Source organism: Desulfonauticus autotrophicus (assembly GCF_055381725.1).
Genome location: NZ_AP042395.1, coordinates 60,096 through 82,788 on the forward strand (window position 1 = coordinate 60,096; position 22,693 = coordinate 82,788).

24 protein-coding genes, 3 tRNA genes and 2 pseudogenes are annotated in these 22,693 nt (G+C 38.1%); 11 read left to right on the forward strand and 18 right to left on the reverse strand.

The window, feature by feature from the left end:
- Window positions 1–109: 109 nt before the first annotated feature.
- Complete coding sequence (locus ACZ42F_RS00335) at window positions 110–394, reverse strand: hypothetical protein (protein WP_464279326.1); 285 nt, start codon at window positions 392–394, stop codon at window positions 110–112.
- Window positions 395–519: 125 nt separating this feature from the next.
- On the opposite strand from ACZ42F_RS00335, the pseudogene ACZ42F_RS00340 reads away from it, so the two are divergent.
- The 5 genes and pseudogenes from ACZ42F_RS00340 to ACZ42F_RS00360 form a co-directional block, all read left to right on the forward strand.
- Window positions 520–983, forward strand: a pseudogene (locus ACZ42F_RS00340) (DNA-binding protein); the annotation flags it as partial.
- A gap of 30 nt (window positions 984–1,013) precedes the next feature.
- Window positions 1,014–1,946 carry a DNA integrity scanning protein DisA nucleotide-binding domain protein gene (locus ACZ42F_RS00345; RefSeq protein ID WP_464280276.1) on the forward strand — a complete coding sequence of 311 codons (933 nt, stop codon included), beginning with the start codon at window positions 1,014–1,016 and terminating at the stop codon, window positions 1,944–1,946.
- A 720-nt stretch (window positions 1,947–2,666) separates the two neighbouring features.
- Window positions 2,667–3,908 carry a hypothetical protein gene (locus ACZ42F_RS00350; RefSeq protein WP_464279327.1) on the forward strand — a complete coding sequence of 414 codons (1,242 nt, stop codon included), beginning with the start codon at window positions 2,667–2,669 and terminating at the stop codon, window positions 3,906–3,908.
- A 1,091-nt stretch (window positions 3,909–4,999) separates the two neighbouring features.
- Window positions 5,000–5,293 (forward strand): hypothetical protein, encoded by a 294-nt coding sequence (locus tag ACZ42F_RS00355; protein WP_464279328.1) that lies wholly within the window; start codon window positions 5,000–5,002, stop codon window positions 5,291–5,293.
- A 163-nt stretch (window positions 5,294–5,456) separates the two neighbouring features.
- Entirely contained in the window at window positions 5,457–5,705 is a 249-nt protein-coding gene (locus tag ACZ42F_RS00360; RefSeq protein ID WP_464279329.1) for a hypothetical protein, read from the forward strand.
- A 1,751-nt stretch (window positions 5,706–7,456) separates the two neighbouring features.
- On the opposite strand, the gene ACZ42F_RS00365 is transcribed toward ACZ42F_RS00360, so the two are convergent.
- The 6 genes from ACZ42F_RS00365 to ACZ42F_RS00390 form a co-directional block, all read right to left on the reverse strand.
- The gene (locus ACZ42F_RS00365) at window positions 7,457–7,714 is read right to left on the reverse strand and encodes a hypothetical protein (protein WP_464279330.1); all 258 of its coding nucleotides are present in this window, start codon (window positions 7,712–7,714) and stop codon (window positions 7,457–7,459) included.
- Window positions 7,705–8,115 (reverse strand): tetratricopeptide repeat protein, encoded by a 411-nt coding sequence (locus ACZ42F_RS00370; RefSeq protein WP_464279331.1) that lies wholly within the window; start codon window positions 8,113–8,115, stop codon window positions 7,705–7,707. Before ACZ42F_RS00370 ends, ACZ42F_RS00365 begins: the two co-directional genes overlap by 10 nt.
- A 692-nt stretch (window positions 8,116–8,807) precedes the next feature.
- The gene (locus ACZ42F_RS00375) at window positions 8,808–9,197 is read right to left on the reverse strand and encodes a hypothetical protein (RefSeq protein ID WP_464279332.1); all 390 of its coding nucleotides are present in this window, start codon (window positions 9,195–9,197) and stop codon (window positions 8,808–8,810) included.
- A 328-nt stretch (window positions 9,198–9,525) separates the two neighbouring features.
- On the reverse strand, window positions 9,526–9,666 hold the full coding sequence (locus tag ACZ42F_RS00380; protein ID WP_464279333.1) for a hypothetical protein: 141 nt from the start codon (window positions 9,664–9,666) through the stop codon (window positions 9,526–9,528).
- A gap of 10 nt (window positions 9,667–9,676) precedes the next feature.
- A complete protein-coding gene (locus tag ACZ42F_RS00385) occupies window positions 9,677–10,306 on the reverse strand; it encodes a molybdopterin-dependent oxidoreductase (protein ID WP_464279334.1) in 630 nt (209 codons plus the stop codon).
- A 134-nt stretch (window positions 10,307–10,440) separates the two neighbouring features.
- Window positions 10,441–11,571: a glycosyltransferase family 4 protein gene (locus ACZ42F_RS00390; protein WP_464279335.1), complete on the reverse strand. Its 1,131-nt coding sequence runs from the start codon at window positions 11,569–11,571 to the stop codon at window positions 10,441–10,443.
- Between ACZ42F_RS00390 and ACZ42F_RS00395 the strand changes: the two genes are divergently transcribed.
- The gene (locus ACZ42F_RS00395; protein ID WP_464279336.1) at window positions 11,555–12,370 is read left to right on the forward strand and encodes a glycosyltransferase family 2 protein; all 816 of its coding nucleotides are present in this window, start codon (window positions 11,555–11,557) and stop codon (window positions 12,368–12,370) included. The two genes, ACZ42F_RS00390 and ACZ42F_RS00395, sit on opposite strands and share 17 nt — an antisense overlap.
- Here ACZ42F_RS00395 and ACZ42F_RS00400 read toward each other — a convergent pair.
- The 9 genes and pseudogenes from ACZ42F_RS00400 to pncA all read right to left on the reverse strand — a co-directional run bounded on the left by ACZ42F_RS00400 (window position 12,367) and on the right by pncA (window position 18,196).
- Complete coding sequence (locus tag ACZ42F_RS00400) at window positions 12,367–12,729, reverse strand: molybdenum cofactor biosynthesis protein MoaE (protein ID WP_464279337.1); 363 nt, start codon at window positions 12,727–12,729, stop codon at window positions 12,367–12,369. The genes ACZ42F_RS00395 and ACZ42F_RS00400 overlap by 4 nt on opposite strands.
- Window positions 12,730–12,791: 62 nt before the next feature.
- Window positions 12,792–13,109, reverse strand: coding sequence for a TusE/DsrC/DsvC family sulfur relay protein (locus tag ACZ42F_RS00405; protein ID WP_029969476.1), 318 nt, complete (start codon window positions 13,107–13,109; stop codon window positions 12,792–12,794).
- A gap of 129 nt (window positions 13,110–13,238) precedes the next feature.
- Window positions 13,239–14,957 carry a tetratricopeptide repeat protein gene (locus tag ACZ42F_RS00410; RefSeq protein WP_464279338.1) on the reverse strand — a complete coding sequence of 573 codons (1,719 nt, stop codon included), beginning with the start codon at window positions 14,955–14,957 and terminating at the stop codon, window positions 13,239–13,241.
- Complete coding sequence (locus tag ACZ42F_RS00415; protein ID WP_464279339.1) at window positions 14,950–15,657, reverse strand: class I SAM-dependent methyltransferase; 708 nt, start codon at window positions 15,655–15,657, stop codon at window positions 14,950–14,952. Before ACZ42F_RS00415 ends, ACZ42F_RS00410 begins: the two co-directional genes overlap by 8 nt.
- Window positions 15,658–15,737: 80 nt before the next feature.
- Window positions 15,738–15,812 (reverse strand) — tRNA-Gly (locus ACZ42F_RS00420).
- Between the two features lie 24 nt (window positions 15,813–15,836).
- Window positions 15,837–15,911, reverse strand: a tRNA-Cys gene (locus ACZ42F_RS00425).
- A 6-nt stretch (window positions 15,912–15,917) separates the two neighbouring features.
- Window positions 15,918–15,992: transfer RNA gene (locus tag ACZ42F_RS00430), tRNA-Gly, on the reverse strand.
- A gap of 19 nt (window positions 15,993–16,011) precedes the next feature.
- Window positions 16,012–17,589, reverse strand: coding sequence for a nicotinate phosphoribosyltransferase (locus ACZ42F_RS00435; RefSeq protein WP_464279340.1), 1,578 nt, complete (start codon window positions 17,587–17,589; stop codon window positions 16,012–16,014).
- Window positions 17,586–18,196 (reverse strand): annotated as a pseudogene (pncA, locus tag ACZ42F_RS00440) (bifunctional nicotinamidase/pyrazinamidase). The gene ACZ42F_RS00435 and the pseudogene pncA overlap by 4 nt, the downstream one beginning before the upstream one ends.
- A gap of 105 nt (window positions 18,197–18,301) precedes the next feature.
- Between pncA and ACZ42F_RS00445 the strand changes: the two are divergent.
- From ACZ42F_RS00445 to ACZ42F_RS00460, 4 genes are read left to right on the forward strand one after another with little or no spacing between them, the layout of a single operon-like run.
- A complete protein-coding gene (locus ACZ42F_RS00445; protein WP_035260149.1) occupies window positions 18,302–18,637 on the forward strand; it encodes a winged helix-turn-helix domain-containing protein in 336 nt (111 codons plus the stop codon).
- Window positions 18,637–19,653, forward strand: a complete 1,017-nt coding sequence (locus tag ACZ42F_RS00450) for an ABC transporter permease (protein WP_464279341.1) — start codon at window positions 18,637–18,639, stop codon at window positions 19,651–19,653. Before ACZ42F_RS00445 ends, ACZ42F_RS00450 begins: the two co-directional genes overlap by 1 nt.
- Window positions 19,623–19,859: a hypothetical protein gene (locus ACZ42F_RS00455; protein ID WP_464279342.1), complete on the forward strand. Its 237-nt coding sequence runs from the start codon at window positions 19,623–19,625 to the stop codon at window positions 19,857–19,859. The genes ACZ42F_RS00450 and ACZ42F_RS00455 overlap by 31 nt, the downstream gene beginning before the upstream one ends.
- A 3-nt stretch (window positions 19,860–19,862) precedes the next feature.
- Window positions 19,863–20,444 (forward strand): nitroreductase family protein, encoded by a 582-nt coding sequence (locus ACZ42F_RS00460; RefSeq protein WP_464279343.1) that lies wholly within the window; start codon window positions 19,863–19,865, stop codon window positions 20,442–20,444.
- A gap of 1 nt (window position 20,445) precedes the next feature.
- On the opposite strand, the gene ACZ42F_RS00465 is transcribed toward ACZ42F_RS00460, so the two are convergent.
- Window positions 20,446–21,132, reverse strand: a complete 687-nt coding sequence (locus tag ACZ42F_RS00465) for a DUF554 domain-containing protein (RefSeq protein ID WP_464279344.1) — start codon at window positions 21,130–21,132, stop codon at window positions 20,446–20,448.
- Window positions 21,125–21,565 (reverse strand): CBS domain-containing protein, encoded by a 441-nt coding sequence (locus ACZ42F_RS00470; RefSeq protein ID WP_029967176.1) that lies wholly within the window; start codon window positions 21,563–21,565, stop codon window positions 21,125–21,127. Before ACZ42F_RS00470 ends, ACZ42F_RS00465 begins: the two co-directional genes overlap by 8 nt.
- 64 nt (window positions 21,566–21,629) lie before the next feature.
- On the opposite strand from ACZ42F_RS00470, the gene ACZ42F_RS00475 reads away from it, so the two are divergent.
- Window positions 21,630–22,646, forward strand: coding sequence for a geranylgeranyl reductase family protein (locus ACZ42F_RS00475; RefSeq protein ID WP_464279345.1), 1,017 nt, complete (start codon window positions 21,630–21,632; stop codon window positions 22,644–22,646).
- The last annotated feature ends 47 nt before the right edge of the window (window positions 22,647–22,693 follow it).

The window sequence follows — 22,693 nt, forward strand, 5'->3', positions numbered from 1 at the left end:
TCCAGGTAAGAGAATACTGGCTCAAAATCATGTATATATTCATTAACATCTGGATGTAAAAAGAGCCTTTTTCTAAAACAAAAACGACAAAATCCTCCACAGATATTGCTTACAAGTAAAACTGCTGTGCTGGTATATTTATGCTGGAGACCTGGAAAAATAGAAAATTTTTTTCTGAAGAGGCATCTAACCTGCCCCAGGGAATAAGCTCCTCTTTTTGAGGTAAGATGACTCTTTTTAAGGGATCCTTGGGATCTTCCCAATTGATTAGGGACAGATAGTGTTCATGTGCCCTGAAACTAAACTGTTCTACTACTGGAGCCAGCTCTTCTTTTTCTTTGCTACTTAGTCCCTTTATTTTGTTTATGTCCATCAAATAACCTTTACTGGGCAATTGCTCCTCCTTTATTGATTTTTTCCTTTTTTCTGATTTTCTTAAAAAGATAGTTTTTTAAATGGGCAGAAGAAAAGTTTACATAACTTGATAATTGTTTTTAGTCAAATTAAGGGGAAAAGAGGATGGGTAATTTTTCCAGACAACTTTGTATTTATCATGCTTTAGAGGGTTTAAGGGAAGGTTTAAGTGATTATATTCATCCTTCGCGGGTAGCCTTGATTTATGCCCTTACTCCTGAAGAAGAGAATTTAAGAATTTATGACCCTTATGACTTGTTAAGGGGGCATGAGCCCATTTTAGAAGAGCTTTTTTTGAAAAAAAGATTTGGTTACAAACAGAGGCCCAAAAGCTTTCTCATTTAAGGGAACTGGTAAAATTTGAAAATTTAAAACTCTCTGGACTCATTTCTTTTGGAGGATGGTCCAATTCTCTTTATTATCAAAAGTGGTTTACAGAACATCATTTTGACCTCTGCTCCACAGGACCTATTGAGAGGTGGTTAGAGCAGGCTACAAGGCTTTTGGCTCAAGATTTTGCTCTGGAAAGTTCTCTTACCCTGGGGAATACTGCCCTGGTCTTAGAAGGGCTTGGTTTGCATGCCATCAGGGATTATATTGTGGATAAACGCAATGAACTTCTGGGGTTAGATACTCATTTGCGGATTTATCCCTTACTTAAAAGTATTTTAGAACTTTCCAAGACCAAAGAAGAAGGGGCCTGGGCCAGAGGAAAACTGGCTTTTGTAGAGCCTTCTTTGTTAAATACCCTGGACTTTGAAATTAGCTTTCCCCAGGAAGAACAGCCTTCTTTGCACAATATAAAACATGTACGCAAACTCCTTACTGCTGTTCAACATACAGAAATGAAGATGATTTCTGATGGGGAAAAGATTGTGGGTATCTCCAAGAGTCCTCTTCCTAAATCTAGTTTAAAGGCAGATTTTAGAGGAAGTCATGGTTTTTTGTATTTAGATGAAGAATTGATTTGTAGTTTTCAGGACGGAGTGTTTAGAGGCTCCAATAGAGAGCCCAACTTGGTAGTCCTAGAAGAACTTTTGCTGGAAACAGATTTGAGTGAAGAGCAGAGAAACAACTTGTTGAAAGTGGTTACCAGCCTGGTCAAAGCATCTCAGAGCCATAAACATGGGTGTTCTTTGATTCTAGACTTAAATGAACCGCCTCTGGAGGACATTGCTGGGCAAAACCTGGAAAGGCCTTTAAATTTACTTTATTTACCCCATTTGAGATTAGCCAAGTCCTTAGCCAGGGTAGATGGAGCTTTACATCTAACCAGGGATGCTACTTTGAAAAAATTTGCCTGCCTTTTAGATGGAGCCAGAGTAAGTGGTGAAGACCGTTCCAGAGGGGCCAGATTTAATTCAGCCCTTCGCTTTACTGCCAGGCGAGAAAAGGTAATTTTAATTGTGGTGTCAGCAGATAGACCCGTTTCTGTCATTCAAAATGGAGTAGAACTTACTGCCAGGTGTTTTTGGTCTGGCAGCTGTTTTTGTGAACACCCTTCTTTAAAAGAGTGGTTGCAAAAGGGGTAATTTTTTTATTTTAAATTGATTTTACTTGGAGTTTAAATATTTTTAGTTTTTGGAAATATATTAAACTAAAATGTAATAGATAAAGTTATGGAAGATAAATTTCGGGGGGTTAAGGTAAAGAGAGTGTTTGTATTTAATATACTGTAAAAATGTTAATGACTATAAAATGTAAATAAAGTTAAAGATGTTTTGAGTTAATTTCTTTATCTCCTTTATTAGGTTTTGTTTTCTGACGAATTGTTAAATTTTTTTATGTCGTTCAACAAAGGTAGTTTGTTTTTTTATAGGAAAAATATGACTTTTAAACTAAATTTTACATCATCTATTGTGAGTTGCTTGGTATTAATGATAAGTTATTAATATTTATAAATTTTATGTAGATGTTAATAAATATATTTTTTTGTAGTTAGATCTTAAAGCATGATAACTTATCTAAATTGTATAGCTATTCAAAGTATATTTATTTTGGTTTATCTATCAGTTAAATAAAAACGTATTATATATATACTGAGATATGTCAACAAAAAAAATAATTATTATGAATAGGTTGAAATCTGGACAGCAATCTTTAACTAAATATTTATAAAATAAGCTAGGTGCAAAGTAAAAATTTTGTATGAATAACTTTTAAGGATTTATTGATATGTGATTTTTCTTGGGATAATCTAGAAGTTAAGAATATTAATAAATATAATGTTGGCATCATTAAGGAGGATAAATATGTATACACATAAACCCAATTATTTATTTTCTAAAGTTGACTGGTTTTCAGTTAAAGAGCATCAAAAGAACGAGATGCTTGAAGAAATTAAAAATTACAACGCTAACAAATTGCTCAATACTCCAATAGACGACTTAGCTGAATATTTTAAGAAAAAATACTGGATAGATGTTCCTATTCTACATGAAGATAAGATAGTTGCTGACCAACGGGAGGTTCAGGTTGATGTTAGTCGTGATCCTATGAGATTTATTAGAGATAGAAGCAAACCATTTCATATTCAGGGCACTGAAATTGAGATTATCATTCCTTTTGAAGGAGATGCGGAGGCTTTTAATATTCAACTAAGTACATTTACGCTGTCTCCACCTAATGCAGAGATTAAGGGAAATACCATAATTGTGAGAATTCAGGGAGTAGATTTGACAACTGAAAATGTCAAATCACAGATTGATCGCACGATATCTGATATAAAAAGTTATCTTGAAAATCTCAGATGCGATGTTGAGCAGTTTAATGACAGTCTGTATTCTATTGCTCGATCTGCTATTGAACAAAGACGAGAAAAATTATTAAAAGACCAAAGTTTAGTGGCTGGACTTGGTTTCCCTTTGAAAGAACGAGCGGATGCTACTAAAACCTATGTCGCTCCTGAAGTCCGCCGTAAGATAATGCCTTCTCCACCTGTGGCAAGCTCCGACCCATACAAACCTGAACCCGTTTTAGATTTGGAACATTATGAACATATTTTGAATGTTATTGAGAATATGGCCTTAGTCATGGAGCGCAGTCCTTCTGCCTTTGTCGATATGGATGAAGAGTCATTGAGAACCCATTTCCTAGTTCAGCTTAATGGTCATTTTGAAGGATCAGCTACAGGTGAAACATTTAATTATATGGGGAAGACAGATATTCTAATAAGAGTTAACGGGAAGAATATTTTTATAGCAGAATGTAAGTTTTGGGGAGGTCCGAAAAAACTGACAGAAACCATTGATCAAATTCTTTCTTATAGTTCATGGCGTGACACAAAGGTTGCCATTATAATTTTTAACAAAAACAAGAACTTTAGCGCAGTATTGGATGCTATTCCTAACACAATAGAAAAACATCCAAACTATAAAAGGAGCATATCACAAGTTTCTGATACGAGATTTCGTTATGTTATGTCGCATAGGAATGATCCAAGCAGAGAAATGCTTTTAACGGTTTTAGTATTTGATGTGCCGAAGCAACCATAAAGAAAGTTACGCCCAACAAAACGCTCCACCTGACCGCTATTCCGCTGCGCTCCATAGCGTCAGGTGAGCTTGGTCGTTATGTACTGAAAAAGAGTTAACCTTGAATAGAACAATAATGGATAACCTATTATTTATGTTGATTATTATACTGGAAGAGCTTGTTGCAATACATGGAAAATCAGCTTTATCATTTATATTCACCGGAATGGGATCTTTTCTGCGAGAAGTACACACCCCGTCTGGGTATGTCTGCTTCTTGCAATATCGAGTGTTATTTATATCTTGCTCAGACTTACAAAATGGACTTCATCTACAAAGGCGTTTGTCGGGGCATTTGTTGGGTTCATTGCAGCAATAGGAATGCAGCTAAATGAGAATAGTTCAAGTCTTATTTTTTTCTCCAGTTGTTCATATATGCAATTGCAATAGGAATCGTGTGTATAGAAAGCTATTCTCAGCTTGATCTCGATAAGGATTTCTGGAGGTTTATGATTGAGAATGCTTTCAAATCCATAAGATACATTCTTGTCGTATATAGCGCAATGGTCGTGGTGTTAAGATACATTTCCTTGTCAAATGGAGAAAAAACCATCGGGTTTATAACAACTCTATCCTATCCAACGGTTATTATTTTTGGTGTCGTATTTATGATTGGGTATTGGGTTTTGCTCCCTTTTTGGGAGAGATATGTTATTGCCAGCAAAGTTCATAACAATCGCATTCAGCGGACGCAAAAAACGCAGAGTTGATGCTTGGATTTAGGTTAATTAAATTATTATGGGAACAGCAATACTTTTTCCTAACAATCCGTCCTTAGACGCAGTATTGGATTTCTGTGATAAAGTATTTCTTGAACCTTCAGAGTCCAATGTTGTGATTAATTTTTTCGGATGGGACGCATAGAACCTTTTCGATGCTATATGTGGCAAAAAATTTACGTGATTATTCTATTATAAATAATGGACATATTTGGTGTAAGAATTATGAAGAGAAGTAATATGCAGCCCATATATTTTTCAAGGCATTTTGGCTTGACTACGGGAAAAAACTGGTGAAGCTTTTGAAAGTAATACATATCTTCCAGTAACTTCATGGAATTTATTATTAGAGAAGAGGCTTGTGATAGTTGGGATCCTGAACAGCAAATTATAGTGAAAAGATCTGAAAAGTTGGCAAAAAAATTAACTCAGCAAGAAGATGGCAATTTAGTTGAAATAATTACTTATTCTTTAAGAGAAATTTTAAGAAATATTTTAGAGCATAGTGACTCATATGACCTTTGGTATTGTGCTCAATATTGGCTTCTATATCAAAAAGCTGAGATTGCCATATTAGTATTCAGGAAAGGGAATAAAAAAAAGCATTATCTGGCAATCCTCAGCTAAAAATAACTTCCCACTCAGATGCAATTCAACAAGCATTACTGCCTAGCATTTCTGGCAAGGCTTTTAAAGGGAACAAAATCAATAGAAATGATCCTTGACATAATTCCGGCTTTGGATTGTATATGACCAGTCGACTTTGTAGATCTGGTGGATAATTTTTTATTTGTATGGAGATCATGACATTTCATTAAGTGAAAGAGGGAAAAAACATTATCATCTAAAGCCTTATTTTAATGGTACTGCCGTAAAAATGGTTTTGCCTACTGATAGATTAGGATCATTGTTAAAGATGCTTGAGAGCTATAGAGAAGATGGTTTTAAAATAGCAAAACAAATAAGAAGTATTGGGTGCGTAAGTACATCATCAGCTTCATTAATGTTATCAAGAGATTTTAAAGGAATTAAAGAATAATACCTAGTAAAAGGCTGCACTTAACCGCCAATCCGCTGCGCCCTTCGGACTTACGTCTTGTCGGAAAGAGATTTGGTACGTTATAATTCAGAGAATTAGAATAATAGTACATAGAACATAGAAATTAGATTTATTTAAGTCATGAGAAGGAATATTACACTAAATATTATCTTTACATTACTATTGAATATTGTTATTTTTTTATTACTTGTATTTGGAAAATTCGATAAAGACAATATACTTCAATTAGTTAAATATTCTCTAGTTTCTGACTATTTTTTCATAGGAATAATTTTTCTATGGTTGTTTTTCTGGATTGTTTGCCACGTTAATCAATTTTGTCAAGATCTTTTTGTTGAATTTTCTTCCTTAGTCAAAGGAATATATATATCTATCGCAGCATTCTTGTTATCTTCAATTGGTATTTCTATCAGAGATATCAATAACTGGACTGACGTTTATGTATTAGGTTCTCTGTTTTTTATCTATATGGTGACCCTTTTGGGAGGAACATTAATAAGTTTTTTTCAGATGTGATGATAAAGATTGAATCGCTAATTAAGAAAATATCAATTATTATACTATTTGGTTATGGTAGTTTTATTTATTGGTTAATATCATATTATGTAAAAATAATTCTAATAAGCCACTCCAACTGACCACTATTCCGCTGTGCTCCATAGAGGTAGGTGAGTTTAGAGTTTGGATCATTTGTTAGAAGAGCACAAGTTGTCACTTAGCCTCAGAGGCATCCAGTAAATCCGTACGGTTTTCATTTATGATAACATTTTTGTGTAAACTAAAAGAGTTATACTAGGTGTGGAAACGCTACTATCATTTGCCAAGAGGTTTAAACACCCTGCTTGGGGGATGTTATATTCCAAGCAAATCTATGAGTTGTCATTACATTTAGCTAAGTTAGAGAATATAGTGCTAATAAAGATTGCTTATTTGCACGACGCAGGAGCGTTTAAACCCTACAAACAGTCAGGTGTAGAATCTTGATGAAAGAGCAATTAAGATCGTGGACGGGATACTTGCTGTCATTGAATTTGATAAAATAACTGTAACAGAACCATATGCTGCTATGGAATAAATATAGGTATAGCAATATTTATTTTCATTATAGAGTATATTTGCCTTATTACCTTTCATATTAATATTATCTTGACTTATTTTTGAGGTGTTTTTAAGTACTTCTTTATCTCTAATGAAATATTAATGATTAAAGTGTAAATTAATTTTTTAGTCAGTGATTATAAACTAAAAAGATTATCTTTAGTCTTTATTTTCTTTGTTATAGTTCTTATGTTCTTATATGGAAAATGTATGAAAAATATAATTTAAGTTTTATTTTCTTTGTTAAGTCTTTAAAAAAATACCTTTTCCATTAAAATAAAGTTCTTAGCTTTTTTAAAGCATTTATCAGGAATGAAAAAAATATTTTTTGTTGTTGTAAACCATGAAGGATCTTTAAAACCTGAAAGGAAATAGTTTGTAAATAGCAGTTGGTATGAACTGTCAGTAATAGTTAAAGAATTAGGCATTACTGCAGAGGAGATATTGTATCTGCAAACAGAGAAATTTAAAGAGAGACAAAAATACCTTTTATAACTTGACTATCAGGATGAAAGGCGCAAGAAAATACTCACCTCTGGTCTATAATTCAGATAAGTTGCAACAATTTCTTATAAAATAATTTTAAGAGGGAGCAGTCCTTTCTTCTCCTCTCTTGTTATTTTTTCTAGCAACTAATTCACTAAAAAGGCCAATTCCTTTTCTTTGTGTTGGGCGGCTAGGATTTCTCTTAAGGTTTTCCAGAACTCTGGAATTTCAGGTTTTAAGGAAATACTCTTTTGAGCCAGGCTTTCAGCCAGGCTCAAGTTTTCTTTATTTTTTAAGTAAATAGTGGCCAAAAGGTTTAGAGCCAGAGCGTCTAAAGAGTTTTTAAGTAGGGCCTGGTGGAGTTCTTCTTTGGCCTTTTCCTCTTCTTCTTTTTTTAAATACAAAGAGGCCAGCAAGGTGTGAGGTTGGGAATAACTGGGCAACAATTCCTTGGCTTGCAGATAATACTCCCTGGCCTTTTTGAAGTCCTTTTGTTTTCAGCCTTTTTTCCTAACCTGAGTAAACTAAATCCCCTGTAAAGTGGAGTTTTACACTGTAGAAAAACTAATTCAGCCTCTTTTTCCTGCCCCAGTTGTTCTAAAATACGCCCCAGATTGTATCTGGCCAGTTCATTTCCTGGCTCTATTTTGAGGACTTCTAAAAAGGTCTCTTTGGCTCTGGGCAAATTGCCGGTTTTGGCATAGCTTATGCCCAGGGAATTTAAGGCCAGAATGTTTTTGGCATCTAAATAGAGCGCCTTCTGGTACTCACTAAGGGCATCAAAGTAATTACCCAGGGAAAACATTCGGTCTCCGCTAATGGTTAGACTTATGGAGTCAAAAAAAGCCAGGTGAGGACGCTCTTCATAGTAGCGAGAGTGAATCAGGGCCTTTTCCGCATTTCTGTATAAATCGCTTAAGTGGAAAGGTGGCAGAGGTAAATGCCCAACTCCTACATAAAAAGTTATTTGGTGCTGCTTATAAAATTCTTGTTCCAGTTTTAAAAGCTTTTCTTTTAATTCTTTATTACTTTCCTGGTAAAGAGCTGCAATGATCTGGGTTTCATTAGAGGTAATAAATAAAGGAGAAGTTATTTTTTGGATTTCTTCTTCTAATAAATCTAGACTGTCTTTATGGCTAATCTTTTCCGATTTTACCTGGAATAAAGCTAATTTTACTTGACCATAACTTTCAAGTATTTTCCTGGCTTCTTCCAGGATTGTGTTTTTGTAATCCAGGTAAAATTTAGAGTCTGATTGACTGGTTAGTTTTAACCTATCTCCTTTTTTTATTTTATAGATTGGTTCTAAATTTACTATTACCTTTGCTTTACTTTGCTTTTGTCCTACTTCTTTGATTATTATTTTCCCTTTTTCTTTGGGATTTATTTTATCCTTGTTTAGTACTGTAAATATATATCCATCCTGAACTTTACTTTCCTTACCTATATCAATAGTTATTTCTTCACAATTTACTTCTTTTATTCTTCCTCCCAGCTTTAGGATTTTATCAAAGCTAAAGGGCTCCTTAAACTGAAGACTTTTTCCAGGGCTAAGTCCAGTTTTTCCTTAAAGAGAGGAATAATCTCTGTGTTGTTTAAGAGTAATTCCTGGCTGTCAAAGTCTTTGGGAAAGGTGACCAGACTTACCCCAAAGTTAAGTTTAAGTTTGTTTTTTAACACAGGATGGGAAAAATTATGTTGATGGAGTTTACTCCAAAGGTGAGTAAGCAAAGATGAGCCTTTAGAAGAATTCAGGTTGGTAAGTAAAAGACAGAGTTTTTGACCTGAAAGCAGGGCAAGGGGCCAGGGAGAAAAGTTAGTTTGAACTAATCCTATTATTTCCTGGAGTAAAAACTTTTGCGTTTTGAGAGGATATTCTTTTAACAAAGGGTTGATAGCTAAAAGAGAAACAGAAAAATAATTGGAAGAAAAGTTATTTTCCTTTGGGTTTAGGCCAAGCAGGATGTCTCTAATGGTTTCTTGCAGGAAAAATTTATATAGTTGGAAGTATATATGTGTAGTTGTTCGTTAAAAAAAAACTTTTTATAAATAGAAATATGTTGTAAAATTAATTGTAAAATAGTGGGAAGGGCAGTTTTTAACCCTCTAACTCTTCTTTTGGTGTAATTATGCAGGGTAATAACGCCTAAAAATTTTTGAGAGTAGTTTATAGCCAGGTGAATTTTATTTTTTTCTATAAAAATATCTTGTTTGCTTAGGTAGTCTGGTTTTGCAGCAGGGAAAAAAGAGTAAACTTTTGAGCAGGAATGATTTTTTGTAGTTCTTCTTTTATGGCTTCTTGGTAAGTTAGCAAATCTTCTGGAGTAAGCTCGGGTAAAGAGGAAAGGTTGAACATGGTTTTACCTCTAGTAGGATTTTCTTTTGGGAGATTTTTGACGCAACCTCTTTTGAGGTACAGGAGCAAAAGAAGGATAAATGGGGTTGGCCAGGGTCCACCAGCCTGGTTTTAGAGTAGGAGAAAAGGTAAGCCTGGAAACAAATTTGACGCTTTTATAAGCCAGGTCAAAGGGAGCAACCACGCGCAAAGGTGCGCCTCTATCCAGGCTTAAAAACTTTCCATTTAATTTTAAGGCCAGAAGATACTTTAATTCTGGGTTGAGTAAGTCTTCTAGAGGAAAAGATTCTAAATAATGGTCTAATCCTTGAGGTTTAGAACTGGTTTGTCCCAGAGAGTGGATAACTACATACTTGGCTTTAGGTGTGGGTTTAACCAGGTCTATTAAAACAGAAAATGGGATACCTTCCCATTTTAAGTCGTAAAGGGACCAACCTTCCACACAATGAAAATCACAGGTTTGGGTGGCCTGGGGGAATTTTAAGAGTTCTGAATAACTTATTTTTAAAGGCTGCTCTACTTCTCCATCAAGGTAGAGATAGTAAGGTTCTTTTTTTCCATCCTGGTAAATAATCTGGCCTGTTGTGGAATCAAAGCGGAAGGTATTTTTTTCCACGGTACGAGTGGGAAAAAATTTCATAACAAAACTCCATATTTTTTGGGGTGAAAAGATAAAGATAAAAAAGAGGAGCTTTAAAAATTTTCTTTTACTTAACATCTTGGAAGTTAAATACAATCAAAGTGAAGAAAATGTCCAGATTTTTCTAAAAGAAGTTATTGCAAGGTCCCCAGATATATCTTCAGGGTTTGTTCGTAAAAGTTTTGAGAGTAGAGGGTCTGAATCTTTTCTCTTTGCTCCTGGTGAAGAGTAGTAAGGAAGGGTTTGTCCAAAAGGCATTGTTGAATCTTTTGAGCCAGCTCAAGGTGGTTCCCTGGCTCTACCAGGGCCTTAGGAGAAAGGATGTCTGGAAGTACTCCCACTTTGGTACCAATAAGGGGTACCCCACAACCCATGATTTCTAGTCCTGCTCGAATAATGGTTTCTGAATAAAGGGAAGCTACTACTCCCAAATCCAGACTACAGATGTATGCCCTGGGGTTGTCCACTTTGCCTGTGATCTGGGTTATAGATTCTATCTGGTATTCTTTTAGCCACTGCCTAATAGTATCTTCCTTTAAAGCAGTATCAAAACCAATAAGCAGTAATTTAATATTTTTGATGTTTTCTTGATGGTAAAGGTGAGATATAGCAGCAATAAGTTCCTTTTGTCCTTTGACCCGGTCAAATCTACCAACCAATCCTACGACAAAGTCTTCCTGCAAGTAATTATACTGACGCCGAATTTGTTCCCTTTCTGCAGGGGAAAAGTAGAATTTGCTCTCATCCACCCCCCCTATGACTAAATGTAGCTTGGAAGAAGGGGTTTTAAATACATTTTGAAAGTGTTTAAACATGGTGGAATTGGTGGTAATAACAGCTCTAGCCACCTGGTTGTGCAACCAGAGATTAAAGAGGTTTTTTTTAGGCAGGCGCTGATCTCCTCTAGTGCGCACCAGGGAATAGCCATATTTAAAAGCCAGCAAGCCAAAGAGAATAAAAGCTTCTCCTCTATGGCAGTTGATAATATGAGGCTTAAAGTCTTGAATAATTTTTTTCAGTTGACTTAAGGTCCTGGCCAGGACAAAGGGGTTATTGCTATTTAAGTCTAGAGTTTGATAGGCCAGGCCAGATTTCTGGACCCTGTTTAATGTTTGCGTATCGGGAAGACAGAGGATAAGGACTTCATGTCCTTGCCTGGCCAGGAGCTGTCCCAGAAACAGGCCATACCAGGCTGTGGCATTAAACCAGCGCACATTGATTACCTGGATTATTCTTAAGGGAGAAGAGATGCTTGTTTCAGTCATTATTCCTACTTATAATCGGAGCCAATTTTTAGCTGAAGCCATAACTTCAGTGTTAGACCAAAGTTATAAAAATCTGGAGTTAATTGTAGTGGACGACGGCTCCACAGATCAAACTTCCCAAATTGTACAGGAATTTAAAGATAAAAGGATTCGCTATTTTTATCAAGAAAATAAAGGGGTTTCTGCAGCCAGGAATTTGGGGTTTAAACAGGCCCGGGGAGAGTTAATAGCTTTTTTGGATTCTGATGACTTGTGGCTAAAGCATAAACTAGAAAAACAGGTTCACTTTTTACTTGAGGGAAACTTTTGGGTGGTCCAATGCAAAGAACAGTGGATAAGAAAGGGTAAAAGGGTAAATCCCTGTTTTAAGCATTTGATGCCTGCTGGCTGGTTTTGGGAAAAGGCTTTAAGACTTTGCCTTATAGGTCCTTCCTGTGTGCTTTTGCGCCGGGAGGTTTTTGAGGAAATTGGAAGCTTTGATACCCATTACCTGGCCTGTGAAGATTATGAGCTCTGGTTGCGTTTGTTGTTAAAATTCCCAGTGGGCCTGGTTCCAGAGGGTTTGGTGGTAAAAAGAGGGGGGCATTTTGACCAGCTTTCACGTTCTATCCAGGGCTTAGACCTTTTTCGCATTAATGCCTTATTAAAGATAGTTAAAACCTGCTCTCTGACAGCCAGGCAAAAAAGCCTGCTCACTCAAATACTCCAGGAAAAGATAGATATCTATGTGCAGGGATGCTTAAAAAGAGGTAAACTGGAAGAAGCTGCCAGGGTAAAAGCCCTGGGAGAGCAGTTTTAGTTCTTTACTTCTTTTTTACGAATGGCTTCGCTTTTGATGCGGTCTAAAAGTTCACTTAAAACAGGCTTTACGTTTTCTCTAATATCCCCGGCTACTAAAATAAAAAGCAGATCATCTCCAGGAGTAAAAATACCCTCTTTGGCCTCTACCAGGATTTTGTAAATGCCAGGTTTTTGCTCATATTCCTTTACCAGTTGGGCAATTTTCTCCTTATCTGGCTTTACTTCTAGTTGGCAGACTTCAGCCCTGTCCTGTCTAGACCAGGCCCTCACTACGCCATTATGAACCAGAATCATACCCACTTTTTGAGCAAAATCAGGTTCTTTTTTTAGCTGGGCAATGGTTTTACTTATATCCATTTTAGGTCCTGAAAAATAAAAAAGGCGGGATAAAAACCCGCCTTTTAAGGTTATCTTTTAAATTATACACAACCAGTAGGCTTGGGAAGACCAGCCATCTTACAGGCTCCCTTACCAGGTCCAGAGGGGAACAATTCGTAAATTTGTTTGAGCTTGTAGCCAGTAACCTTGGAGAGAATACGAACCATAGGAGCAATACCATTTTTCTTGTAGTAGTCTTGCAAGAATTCAATAACTTTTTTGTGGTCTTCAGTGATTTCCTTGATACCTTCTTGCTCTTTTACATACTCAACCCATTCTTCACACCAGTCTTCAAACTTTTGTAAGAAACCGTCTTCATCTACTTCAAATTTTTTGCCTTTGAATTCAACAACAGCCATTTTTAACCTCCTTAAAGATTATCTTTTTATTTGACCCTGACCAAGTCAGGGCCATTTTCCGCTTTAACTAAAGCTAAAGTTTATTAAGATAAGAAATTGTTTTTTGTCAACGTTTTTTTAGATAAGCTATTATTCCAAGTCAGCTAATTCTTTCCTGGCAAACTCCAGATGGGGTTCTAATTTAAGGGCTTCTTTTAAAAAATAAGCAGCATTTTTCTCATTGCCAAGACGTTTATAACAAATTCCCAGGTTAGCTAAATCTATAGCTGAGCCACTGTCCAGATCCAGGGCACTTTGAAAGTCCAGCAGGGCCAGGTCATATTTTGCTTGTTTAAAATAAGACACTCCTCTTAAATTATAATATTCTTTGACTTCTGGAGAAAGCTCTATGGCTTCATCCAGGTAGGGTACTAATTTTGCCCATTCTTCTTTTAAACTCAAGGTATAGGCGAGATAAAAAAGAGCCAGGGCCTTTTCTTCAGCGTCTGGTTGTAAGGGAATGCTTTGTTCAAAAAGTTCGAGGGCCTTTTCTAAATTCTCCAAGCGGAGTTGAATAAGGCCTTTAAAAAAGGGAATAAAATATCCTTGAGGATAAATGGCGGCCAGGGTTTCTATTTTTTCTATTGCCTGTAAAGGCTCTTCTTCTGCTAAAATGCGCCCCACAAAAAGTCCTAAGCTGGCGTGAGGAGTGCGTTCGCGAAATTCAAAACCAGGAATTATGTTGTAATTGGTAGGTACTTTTAGGTCTGGATGAGCAGTATCTATGCTATAAAGAGTATATCCCTGCTCCTTTAACCTTTCACAGAGCTTTTTTAATTCCACATAGATATCCTGGTCTTCCAAAGTGGGTAAACTATTTAGGTCTACCTTTTCTCCCTGGATAATCCAGTCTATTTCTTCCAGGGACTTAAACTTGGAAAGACCAGAAGCCTCGTAATTGCTGTTGGTTTCAAAATCACCTGCCAGCTGAGCTATTTCCGTAAGGGCTCTTATGGCAGCTTTGGTGGGTGTGGAGGCAGTTCCTGCAGTAAAGACAATTTCGCTTAAGTGAGGAAAGGTTACAGGGTCATAAGCCAGGGCTCCCACAGTAGGAGCAGGAAAACCTAAAGAAAAGTCCTTTAGCCACACTTTTATGTTTTGTCTTTGAAATTTGGCATAAAGTTCTTTTAAAACCGGGTCCTTAAAGGAAGCAGGGTCTATGGTGGGAGTAATTAGTTTTTGACGGTCAATAAGAGCACAGACGTGTCTTTCTATGAGTTCACAGGCTCCTTGGAGCAGGGATTCTTCGTAGGTATTGCCAGCTGAACAGCCGTTAAATTCATTTAATTTTTTAAACCAGTCAAAGGGTAGGTAAACTTCCTCTTCCTCAGGTACATCCAGGGCCAGGCAGAATTTCCACCGTACCAGGTCTAAAATTTCCAATCCTTCTTTTTCTGATAAGTTTTCTTGGACTGAGAATAGGATTTCTCTAAGGGGAATGAGTTTAGAGCCGAACTTTTTCTGTGCCTCACTAAAGGTAAGCTGGTGAAAATTAGCAGGAGTGTTGACAAAGCTAAAATAACTAAAGCGTTCCACCAGCTCCATTAGGGCAGAAGCCTGGGCTTGAACAGGCGAAGCCCCCTTGCCCATCTGTTTTCTGGTGGGCATAATTTGTCTGGCTTTGGTTCCACAGAGGCTTAAATATACTGGTATATCTAGCCTACCTGTATCAATTCTTTTTAGTTCCAGTAAGATTTCTTGCCCGTGTCTTTGGAGGAGTTGGCTAATATTAGCTACAGTTTCCTCTGGAGAAAGGGCCTTGTCTAAGTCTTTAGTGTATTTTTTAGGACAACTATTTAGTTTAAACATGTTTTTTAGCCCTCATTCTATAGATTTGACAGAGAAACTTTTCTTTGTCTTCTGGATCCTGACTTTTATAGCCAATGGTCTTTTCCTGGATGTGAAATTCCTTTTGGGCCAGAGAAAAGAATTTTTTGGCCTTGCGAGTGTAGTTCTGGGCCAGAATTACTTCACTCTGAGAGTTATTTTTTAAGTTTTTTAGAAAAAATTTAAGCAAAGGTCGGTAGGTGTCTTCCAGGTACAAGACCTCAGAACCAATGATATAATCATATTTTTCCTGCAAAACAGCAGTGGTAAAGTCCACCTTTTGAACTCTGGCCTTTTTTTGCAGGTTGTTTTTGAGAATATTTATTTGAGCAAATAAAAGGGCATCTTCTTCCACATCAGAAATGGTTACTTCCATGCCTTTGGCTGCTAAAAAAAGGCCACATATACCCAATCCTGCCCCTATTTCTAAAACTTTGCCTTCTGCAGGCAAGTACTTAAGTAAAAAGTAGCTTAAAAGTAAAGAAGCTGGCCAGATTTTGGCCCAATAGGGTAGGTTTATTTGCTCTTGACTCTCTACGAGCTTGTCTAAGTATTGCTCTAAATCTTTGATTTGAGCTATGTGCAGTTCTATATCAGCCACCTTTAGAGGTTCAAAAAAGAGAGTAAACTTTTGCTCAGCCAGAGATTGTAAAGAAACTAAATCCATTTCTGAATATTTCATGCTAAAATCCTTAACTGTTTATTGTAAAAAATACGGATTATCCTTGAGAGAGGAAGAGAAATATAAAAAAGTATAAAGAATGGAGCGGGAGACGGGATTTGAACCCGCGACTTCAACCTTGGCAAGGTTGCACTCTACCACTGAGTTACTCCCGCTTATGGGCAGGCCTTTAAAAGAACTGGAGGCGGCATCCGGATTTGAACCGGAGAATGGCGGTTTTGCAGACCGCTGCCTTACCACTTGGCTATGCCGCCTTTTTTTGGAGCGGGAGACGGGATTTGAACCCGCGACTTCAACCTTGGCAAGGTTGCACTCTACCACTGAGTTACTCCCGCTCAAATGAGAAGACCTTCTTTATTCAAACCCCAGCTCTCTGTCAAGGGTTTGTCTTGGAGGTTGATATTTTTTTAACAAATCCATTTTAAGTTTAAAAAGTTTGGGACTTAAGGATACATGATATATATGTGGATTTATTAGCCTTTTTACTCCACTATCCAGGTTTTGCAAGTCCTGCTGACGCACTTGTTTGATGGTGTTTAGTTCTGGAAATTCATAGACTACTTTGCCCTGGGTTTGAATGGTGGTTTGCAGGGCTTCGATTTTTTTCACTTCTTTTTGGTGAATTATTCTAGAGATATTGGGGTCTGTGGGATGATGGATTTGCATATCTTCTTGCGAAAATAGTTCTTCCTCTTTCAGGCAGATGAGGTCCACCATGGCCTTATCTCTCTTATCGTAAAGGCGGAAGGTCTTTTTATGTCCTGGATTGATAATTTTGGCTGGAGAGTTGGATATTTTTAGGGCTGGTTGCCATTTTTCCTGGTGATAAATTCCAGTGAGCTTGTACACTCCATCCAGGCTGGGTTGCCCTTCAGAGGTGAGCATTCTCGTGCCTACGCCAAAGACAAGTTTAAATATAACTTCTTCAGCATCCAGCCTATGTTCCTTACATTCTTGTTCTATTTGATTTAAAATTTGCTGGATTACCAGTTCGTCTAACTGATTGGAAAGCACGATGGATACTTCTTGAAGCCCGGCTTTTTTTAACTCCAGATAACATTGGACAGACAAATAGGCCAGGTCTCCAGAGTCAATGCGGATGCCCAGAGGAGTATGCCCTTTTTGCTTTAAGTCCTGAAAAACCTTAATGGCATTGGGTAGTCCACTTTCTAGGGTGTTGATGGTATCAATAAGGAGTACGCAGTCATCGGGAAAAATTTCTGCAAAGGCCTGAAAGGCATCCAGTTCTGAACCACCCATGGCCATAAAGGCCTGGACCAGACTGTGGGCATGGGTGCCTTTGGGAGGCAGGTTTAAAGCCCTGGAAGTGCCTATGTTGGAGCTAAAATCCACTCCTCCTATCAAAGCACCTCTGGTGCCCGCATTGGCTCCCAGTCCATGGGCCCTGCGCATGCCAAAGTCTATCACCATTTGCCCTCTGGCTGCTTCTTTTATCCTGGAGGCCTTGGTAGCAATGAGGGTCTGGTAGTTTAAATGATTGAGTAAAGGAGTTTCTACTATCTGAGCCAGGGCCAAAGGCCCGCTTATACTGACCAGAGGTACCTGGGGATGGACTACCCTTCCTTCAGGGATGGCCTCAATATGTAATTTGCTAAAATCACACTCTTTTTCCAGCCAATTTAAAAAGGAAGAGCTAAATAAGGGTTGTTTATTTCTTCCCCTTAAACTTTTCAGGTAAGAAATATCTTCTCTGGTGGGTTTGGCCTTATTTAGCCATTCAAAAAAGGTCTTTAAACCGGCAAAAACACAATAGCCTGCCTGGTGAGAACCATAGTGGGGATAGTGTCGGAAGAAATAGTCAAAATGGGCTCTTTTTTCCTGGATATTATGTTCAAAATAAACTTGGGCCATGGTGAGTTGATAAAAGTCTGTAAAGAGAAAACCAGAAGTACTTGGATTTAAGATGCTCATTTTATTTCCTCACTTGTAATTAGCCTGGCTCCCTTACCTTGCATTTCTTCCAGGGCCTTTTGTACATCTCCTGGGTTGAGGTCTACACCTCTGCAACCATCCACCACTACATAAACTTTATATCCCAGGGATAGACCATCTAAAACAGTAAACTTTACACAATAGTCAGTGGCCAATCCCAGGACATAAAGCTCAGAGACTTTTTTTCTTGCAGGTAGTTATCCAGTGAGGTCTTTTGCTGCCTGGCATTGTCAAAAAAGCCACTATAACTGTCTATCTTCGGATGAGTGCCTTTATAGACGATATAGTCTATTTTTTCCCTGTTTAGTTTGGCTGGAAAATCTGCTCCCCAAGAATTTTGTACGCAGTGATCTGGCCAGAGGATCTGCTTTATCCCCTCAACTTCTATTATCTCTCCTATCTTTTTACCATGGGTAGAAGCAAAACTTATATGCCCCTTCGGGTGCCAGTCCTGGGTGGCTATGACCAGAGAAAATTTATTCAGGAGTTTATTGGCCACAGGTATAACTTCATCTCCTCTGGGTACAGGTAAGGCACCGCCCGGGCAAAAATCATTTTGGATATCTACCAGTAAAAGTGCTTGCATTTCCCTTTCTCCTATTTTCAGGTTGTTTTTCTTGGGATTTTGATTTAATTTAATAAATAGAACTTAATCCTTTTAAGAAAACTTGGCAACTTGAGGAGAATTTGGATGCTATCAGCAACTTTACATCTGAGACTGTGGTGGGAAAATGCACAAGGGCAGGTGGTATTTGGGCCAGGTAGGGCTTTATTGTTGGCCAAAGTTGAGGAAGTGGGCTCCTTGCATAAGGCAGCCAAGGAACTGGGGATGTCTTATCGGGCAGCCTGGGGAAAAATTAAAGCCAGTGAAGAGGCTTTGGGGGAAAAGCTTTTGATAAAAGAAAAAGGCAGTAAGAAATTACAACTTACGCCTTTTGCCCTTAAATTACTTACTGAATACGAACACTGGCGTAAGGATGTGTATAATTATGCTCAAAAACAGGCTCATTTCTGGGAGTTAAAATAGTGGAACTGGGTTTTTTATTAAAAATAGTGTGGAATTCCCTGGGAAGGTTTAAGTTAAGGGCTTTATTGACCTTGCTGGGTATTTTTTTAGGCAGCTTTTCTCTGGCAGGGGTAAACCAGGCTACCTTAATAATGCAGGAAAAGACCAGGCAGGAAGTGGAAAAGCTGGGGAACAACCTTTTGTTACTCACCAATGCTCAGGTACGGTTTAGACCCAGTGGTGGAGCCAGGTTGGGCAAAGAAGCAAAGACCCTTAAACTAAGAGAAGTCACTTACTTAGCTTCTCTTTTCCCGCAGGTGATTAGGTTTAGTCCTTTTGCCCGAAGGACCATGCCTGTTAAATATGCCAAAGATAAGGTTAGTTGCCAGCTTTTAGGGGTATGGCCTGGTTATTTGCAGGTTCGAAAACTTTCTTTAGTTCAGGGTAGATTTTTAACTGACCTGGATATGCAGGAAAAAGCAATGGTTTGCGTGTTGGGAGCTAAAATTGCTTCCAGACTCTTTGGAAAGCAAAACCCTGTGGGCAAGGTGGTGTATTTTTTTAGAGCTCCTGTAAAAGTGGTAGGAGTGCTTGCCCCTAAGGGCAGTGATATTGCTGGAAATGACCAGGATGAGCAGGTCTTTGTGCCCCTTAGTACCTATTTGCGTCGGCTTAGCAATCAGGATTGGATTTCTGGAGCTTATTTTAACCTTTCCTCTTCTACCTTTGAAGATTATGTGAAACAGGAAATGGAGAAGATATTAACCAGGCTTCATAAACTGCAGCCCCAGGAAGAAAAGGACTTTTCCCTGCTGGCTGCCAAGGATTTACAAAAGCTTCAACAACAAGCTCTAGACCTGGTGAAGACTTTGGGGCTTATAAGTTCCCTTCTTTCTTTTGGAGTGGGCTCTATAGGAATTTTATCCATAATGATTCTTCTGGTCAGGACTAGAAAGCGAGAAATTGCCCTGAAAAGGGCTTGTGGAGCCAGAAAAAAGATATTCTGGTGCAATTTTTACTGGAATCTTCTCTTTTAAGTTCAGTAGGAGGATTTTTGGGCATTTTACTAGTAGTTTTGCTGGTGCTTTTGGGCGTGGCGTTTAAGTTTTATCCTCTGGTCCTGGCTCCCTGGAGCCTGGGGGGGACTTTTCTTTTAGCCTGTATGCTGGGTTTTGTGGCAGGCCTTTATCCAGCCTGGGAGGCCAGCAATTTGGAAATATTAACTATTTTAAAGGAGGAGTGATAAATGAACATGCTTGAACTGGTAAGAGCAACACGCAGTTTTAGGCGTTTTGAGCCAAAAGACATCTCTCTGGAAGAGTTAAGAGAACTGGTAAACTTGGCCAGACTGACAGCTTCAGCAGGTAATAAACAGCCTTTGCGTTACATTTTAGTAACTGACCCTAAGGTAAGAGAGGAGATTTTTCCCTGTTTGGGATGGGCTGCTTATTTGCCAGAATTTAAAGGACCCAAGCCAGAAGAAAGGCCCACTGCCTATATAGCTTTTTTACTTAAAGAAGAGGAAATGATAAAAGAATTTTCTTTAGTGGATGTGGGTATTGCAGCTCAGACCATACTTTTGGCAGCCAGGGAAAAGGGGATTGGCGGATGTTTAATTGGTTCTTTAAACAAAAAGAAACTGGAAGAAATTCTGGAAATAGAGCCTGGTTATAGGTTGTTTTTAGTTTTGGCCCTGGGTTATCCTAAAGAAAAGGTGGTCCTGGAAGAAGGCCTGGTTAGAGGGGATATAAAGTACTTTCGAGATGAACAGGATGTGCATCATGTACCCAAAAGAACTTTGCAGGAAGTAATCCTGAAGGAAAAGTAATCTACAGAAAGGATTTTAATAAGAGTACGAAGAGAAGAGAGGGAAGTAAGTTGGTAATGGGAAGTTTTTTTAGTTCGAGAAGAGAAATGCCCAGCCCCAAAATAAGCACTCCTCCTACACCGGTTAGTTGATTTATAAGTAGGGGAGTAAAATAAGTCTGTAAGGAGTTGGCTAAAAAGGTTAGACTTAGCTGATAGATTAAAAGGGGAATTACAGAAAACAGTACACCTATTCCATAAGAAGCACTAAGGGCAATGGAAGTAAAGCCATCCAGAGTGGCTTTGGTAAACATAAGGGTAGGGTCCTGGCGTAAACCTTCATCAAAGGCTCCCAAAATGGTAAGGGAGCCTACACAAAAAATCAAAAAAGCAGTTAAAAGTCCCTGAGTAAAGGTAGAGGAAGAAGAATTAACTTTTTTCTTTAACTTTTCACTTAAAGCCACCAACTTTGCTTCCAGATTAAGACTTTCTCCCACTATGGCTCCGCCTAAAAGAGAAAAAATTAAGAGGAGCACATTTTCTACTTTTAAAGCCATCTGAATTCCTATAAGAAGGGTGCACAGACCAATGGCTTGAAAAACAGTGCGTTGAACCTGGGGAGGAATTCTATTTTTCAGAAAAATTCCAATTAAACTGCCCAGGATGACTGTAAGGCCATTTACCAGGGTCCCTACAGGTAAACTAGGCAAAATCTGTCTCCTTTTCCAGGGCTTCCAAGAGACTTATGGTCAGAGAAAGAAAGTCTGCTTCAGTTAAAATACCCACCAGTTTGCCACCTTCTACTACAGGTAAACAGCCGTATTTGTGTTTTAGAAGTAAGGATGCTGCTTCTTTTAGGGGGATTTTAGTAGAAACAGTAAGCACATCAGTGCGCATAATTTCACATACCGGAATACTGGCATCCAGTTCTTGTTGGGTTTCTTCGTCTATTTCAGCTAGTTTGGAAATAGTGGCAGCTAAGATGTCCCTGTGGGTTACCAGGCCTATAAAATTGTTTTTTGCATCTACTATGGGAATATGGCGAATTCTTGCCAGTTGCATAAGAGATTTAGCTGCAGCCAGGGTATCTTCTTTTTTTAAAGTAAAAACTTCTTTGGTCATGAGTTCTGCTACAGTTAACATAATTTACTCCTTTGCTTTCTTAAAGATGATAGATTAAAGACAGTAAAAAGACAAGAGGAAGGAAATGAAAAATTTGGATGTGGCAATTATTGGTCTGGGTCCAGCAGGAAGTACGCTGGGGTATCTTTTGGCCCAAAAAGGTTATAAAGTTTTAGGCATTGATTATAAAGCTTTTCCCAGGGAAAAGCTCTGTGCTGGCCTGATTACAGACAAAACCGCGCAACTTCTGGAACGGATATTTCCTGGAAGTGTAAGCTATCTGGAAGAAAAAAAGGTTATTGTGTTTAAATCTACTTCCTATGGAGTGGGTAATAGGCAGGGAATTTTCTGGCAGGGAAAATTGGAGCGACCCTTTCGCATTGTAGATAGAAAAAAATATGACTTTTTTTGGTATGAGCAATTTCAAAAAGCAGGAGGTAAGGTTCTCAGGGAAAGAGTAGTAAAGGTTAAAGAGGGTAAAATTTATTTGACCAATGGAGAGATACTTTCTCCTGGCCTTATTGTGGGAGCAGATGGAGTAAATAGCGTGCTCAGGCGTTTTTTAGCCCAGAAAAAGATAGTAAGACCTCCGCACAATAAAGAGCAAGCCCTGGCTTTAGAGACCTTTTTTAAGTCTTCAGAGGTTAATTTGCCCCATTTCCCCAGTATTTTTTTTGGCTATGTTCCTTCTGGCTATATTTGGGCCTTTCCTCATGCCAAAGGTTTTTGTCTGGGTATTGGTTCCAACAAGGTTAAGGATGGGAAAAGGTTAAAGGGGATTTTGGATGAGTTTTGCCTCTCTTTTGTCAAAACCAAAGCCCAAAAGGTTTATGCCCATTTTTTGCCTTATGGAGATTTTGAAAAAAGTCCTGCCTATGACAATTGTTTTTTACTAGGAGATGCGGCTGGACTGGCTGACCCCCTTTTGGGAGAAGGCATTTATTATGCCCAGCAAAGTGCTTTTTTGTTGGCTTCAGCCTTTTCTCTGGCCTCTAATAAGGGAAACATAAGAGATATTTACTTGCAATTACTTGCAGAAGAAATAAAGGAACTTCGGTTTGCCCTGTATTGGAGAAAGGTGGTTTTTCTCTTTTATGGGTAAGGGATTTTTATCCTTTAAAATGGGCTTTTTTTAGAGGGGCCAGGTAC

Bases quoted from the DNA above. Each gene is read 5' to 3' on its own strand.
- ACZ42F_RS00410 (WP_464279338.1), bottom strand. From the start codon at position 14,957: ATGTTTAAACTAAATAGTTGTCCTAAAAAATACACTAAAGACTTAGAC.
- ACZ42F_RS00350 (WP_464279327.1), top strand. From the start codon at position 2,667: ATGTATACACATAAACCCAATTATTTATTTTCTAAAGTTGACTGGTTT.
- ACZ42F_RS00470 (WP_029967176.1), bottom strand. From the start codon at position 21,565: ATGTTAACTGTAGCAGAACTCATGACCAAAGAAGTTTTTACTTTAAAA.
- ACZ42F_RS00405 (WP_029969476.1), bottom strand. From the start codon at position 13,109: ATGGCTGTTGTTGAATTCAAAGGCAAAAAATTTGAAGTAGATGAAGAC.
- ACZ42F_RS00370 (WP_464279331.1), bottom strand. From the start codon at position 8,115: ATGTTTTCCCTGGGTAATTACTTTGATGCCCTTAGTGAGTACCAGAAG.
- ACZ42F_RS00445 (WP_035260149.1), top strand. From the start codon at position 18,302: ATGCTATCAGCAACTTTACATCTGAGACTGTGGTGGGAAAATGCACAA.
- ACZ42F_RS00475 (WP_464279345.1), top strand. From the start codon at position 21,630: ATGAAAAATTTGGATGTGGCAATTATTGGTCTGGGTCCAGCAGGAAGT.
- ACZ42F_RS00390 (WP_464279335.1), bottom strand. From the start codon at position 11,571: ATGACTGAAACAAGCATCTCTTCTCCCTTAAGAATAATCCAGGTAATC.
- ACZ42F_RS00385 (WP_464279334.1), bottom strand. From the start codon at position 10,306: ATGAAATTTTTTCCCACTCGTACCGTGGAAAAAAATACCTTCCGCTTT.
- ACZ42F_RS00400 (WP_464279337.1), bottom strand. From the start codon at position 12,729: ATGGATATAAGTAAAACCATTGCCCAGCTAAAAAAAGAACCTGATTTT.
- ACZ42F_RS00415 (WP_464279339.1), bottom strand. From the start codon at position 15,657: ATGAAATATTCAGAAATGGATTTAGTTTCTTTACAATCTCTGGCTGAG.
- ACZ42F_RS00380 (WP_464279333.1), bottom strand. From the start codon at position 9,666: ATGTTCAACCTTTCCTCTTTACCCGAGCTTACTCCAGAAGATTTGCTA.
- ACZ42F_RS00435 (WP_464279340.1), bottom strand. From the start codon at position 17,589: ATGAGCATCTTAAATCCAAGTACTTCTGGTTTTCTCTTTACAGACTTT.
- ACZ42F_RS00395 (WP_464279336.1), top strand. From the start codon at position 11,555: ATGCTTGTTTCAGTCATTATTCCTACTTATAATCGGAGCCAATTTTTA.
- ACZ42F_RS00355 (WP_464279328.1), top strand. From the start codon at position 5,000: ATGGAATTTATTATTAGAGAAGAGGCTTGTGATAGTTGGGATCCTGAA.
- ACZ42F_RS00460 (WP_464279343.1), top strand. From the start codon at position 19,863: ATGAACATGCTTGAACTGGTAAGAGCAACACGCAGTTTTAGGCGTTTT.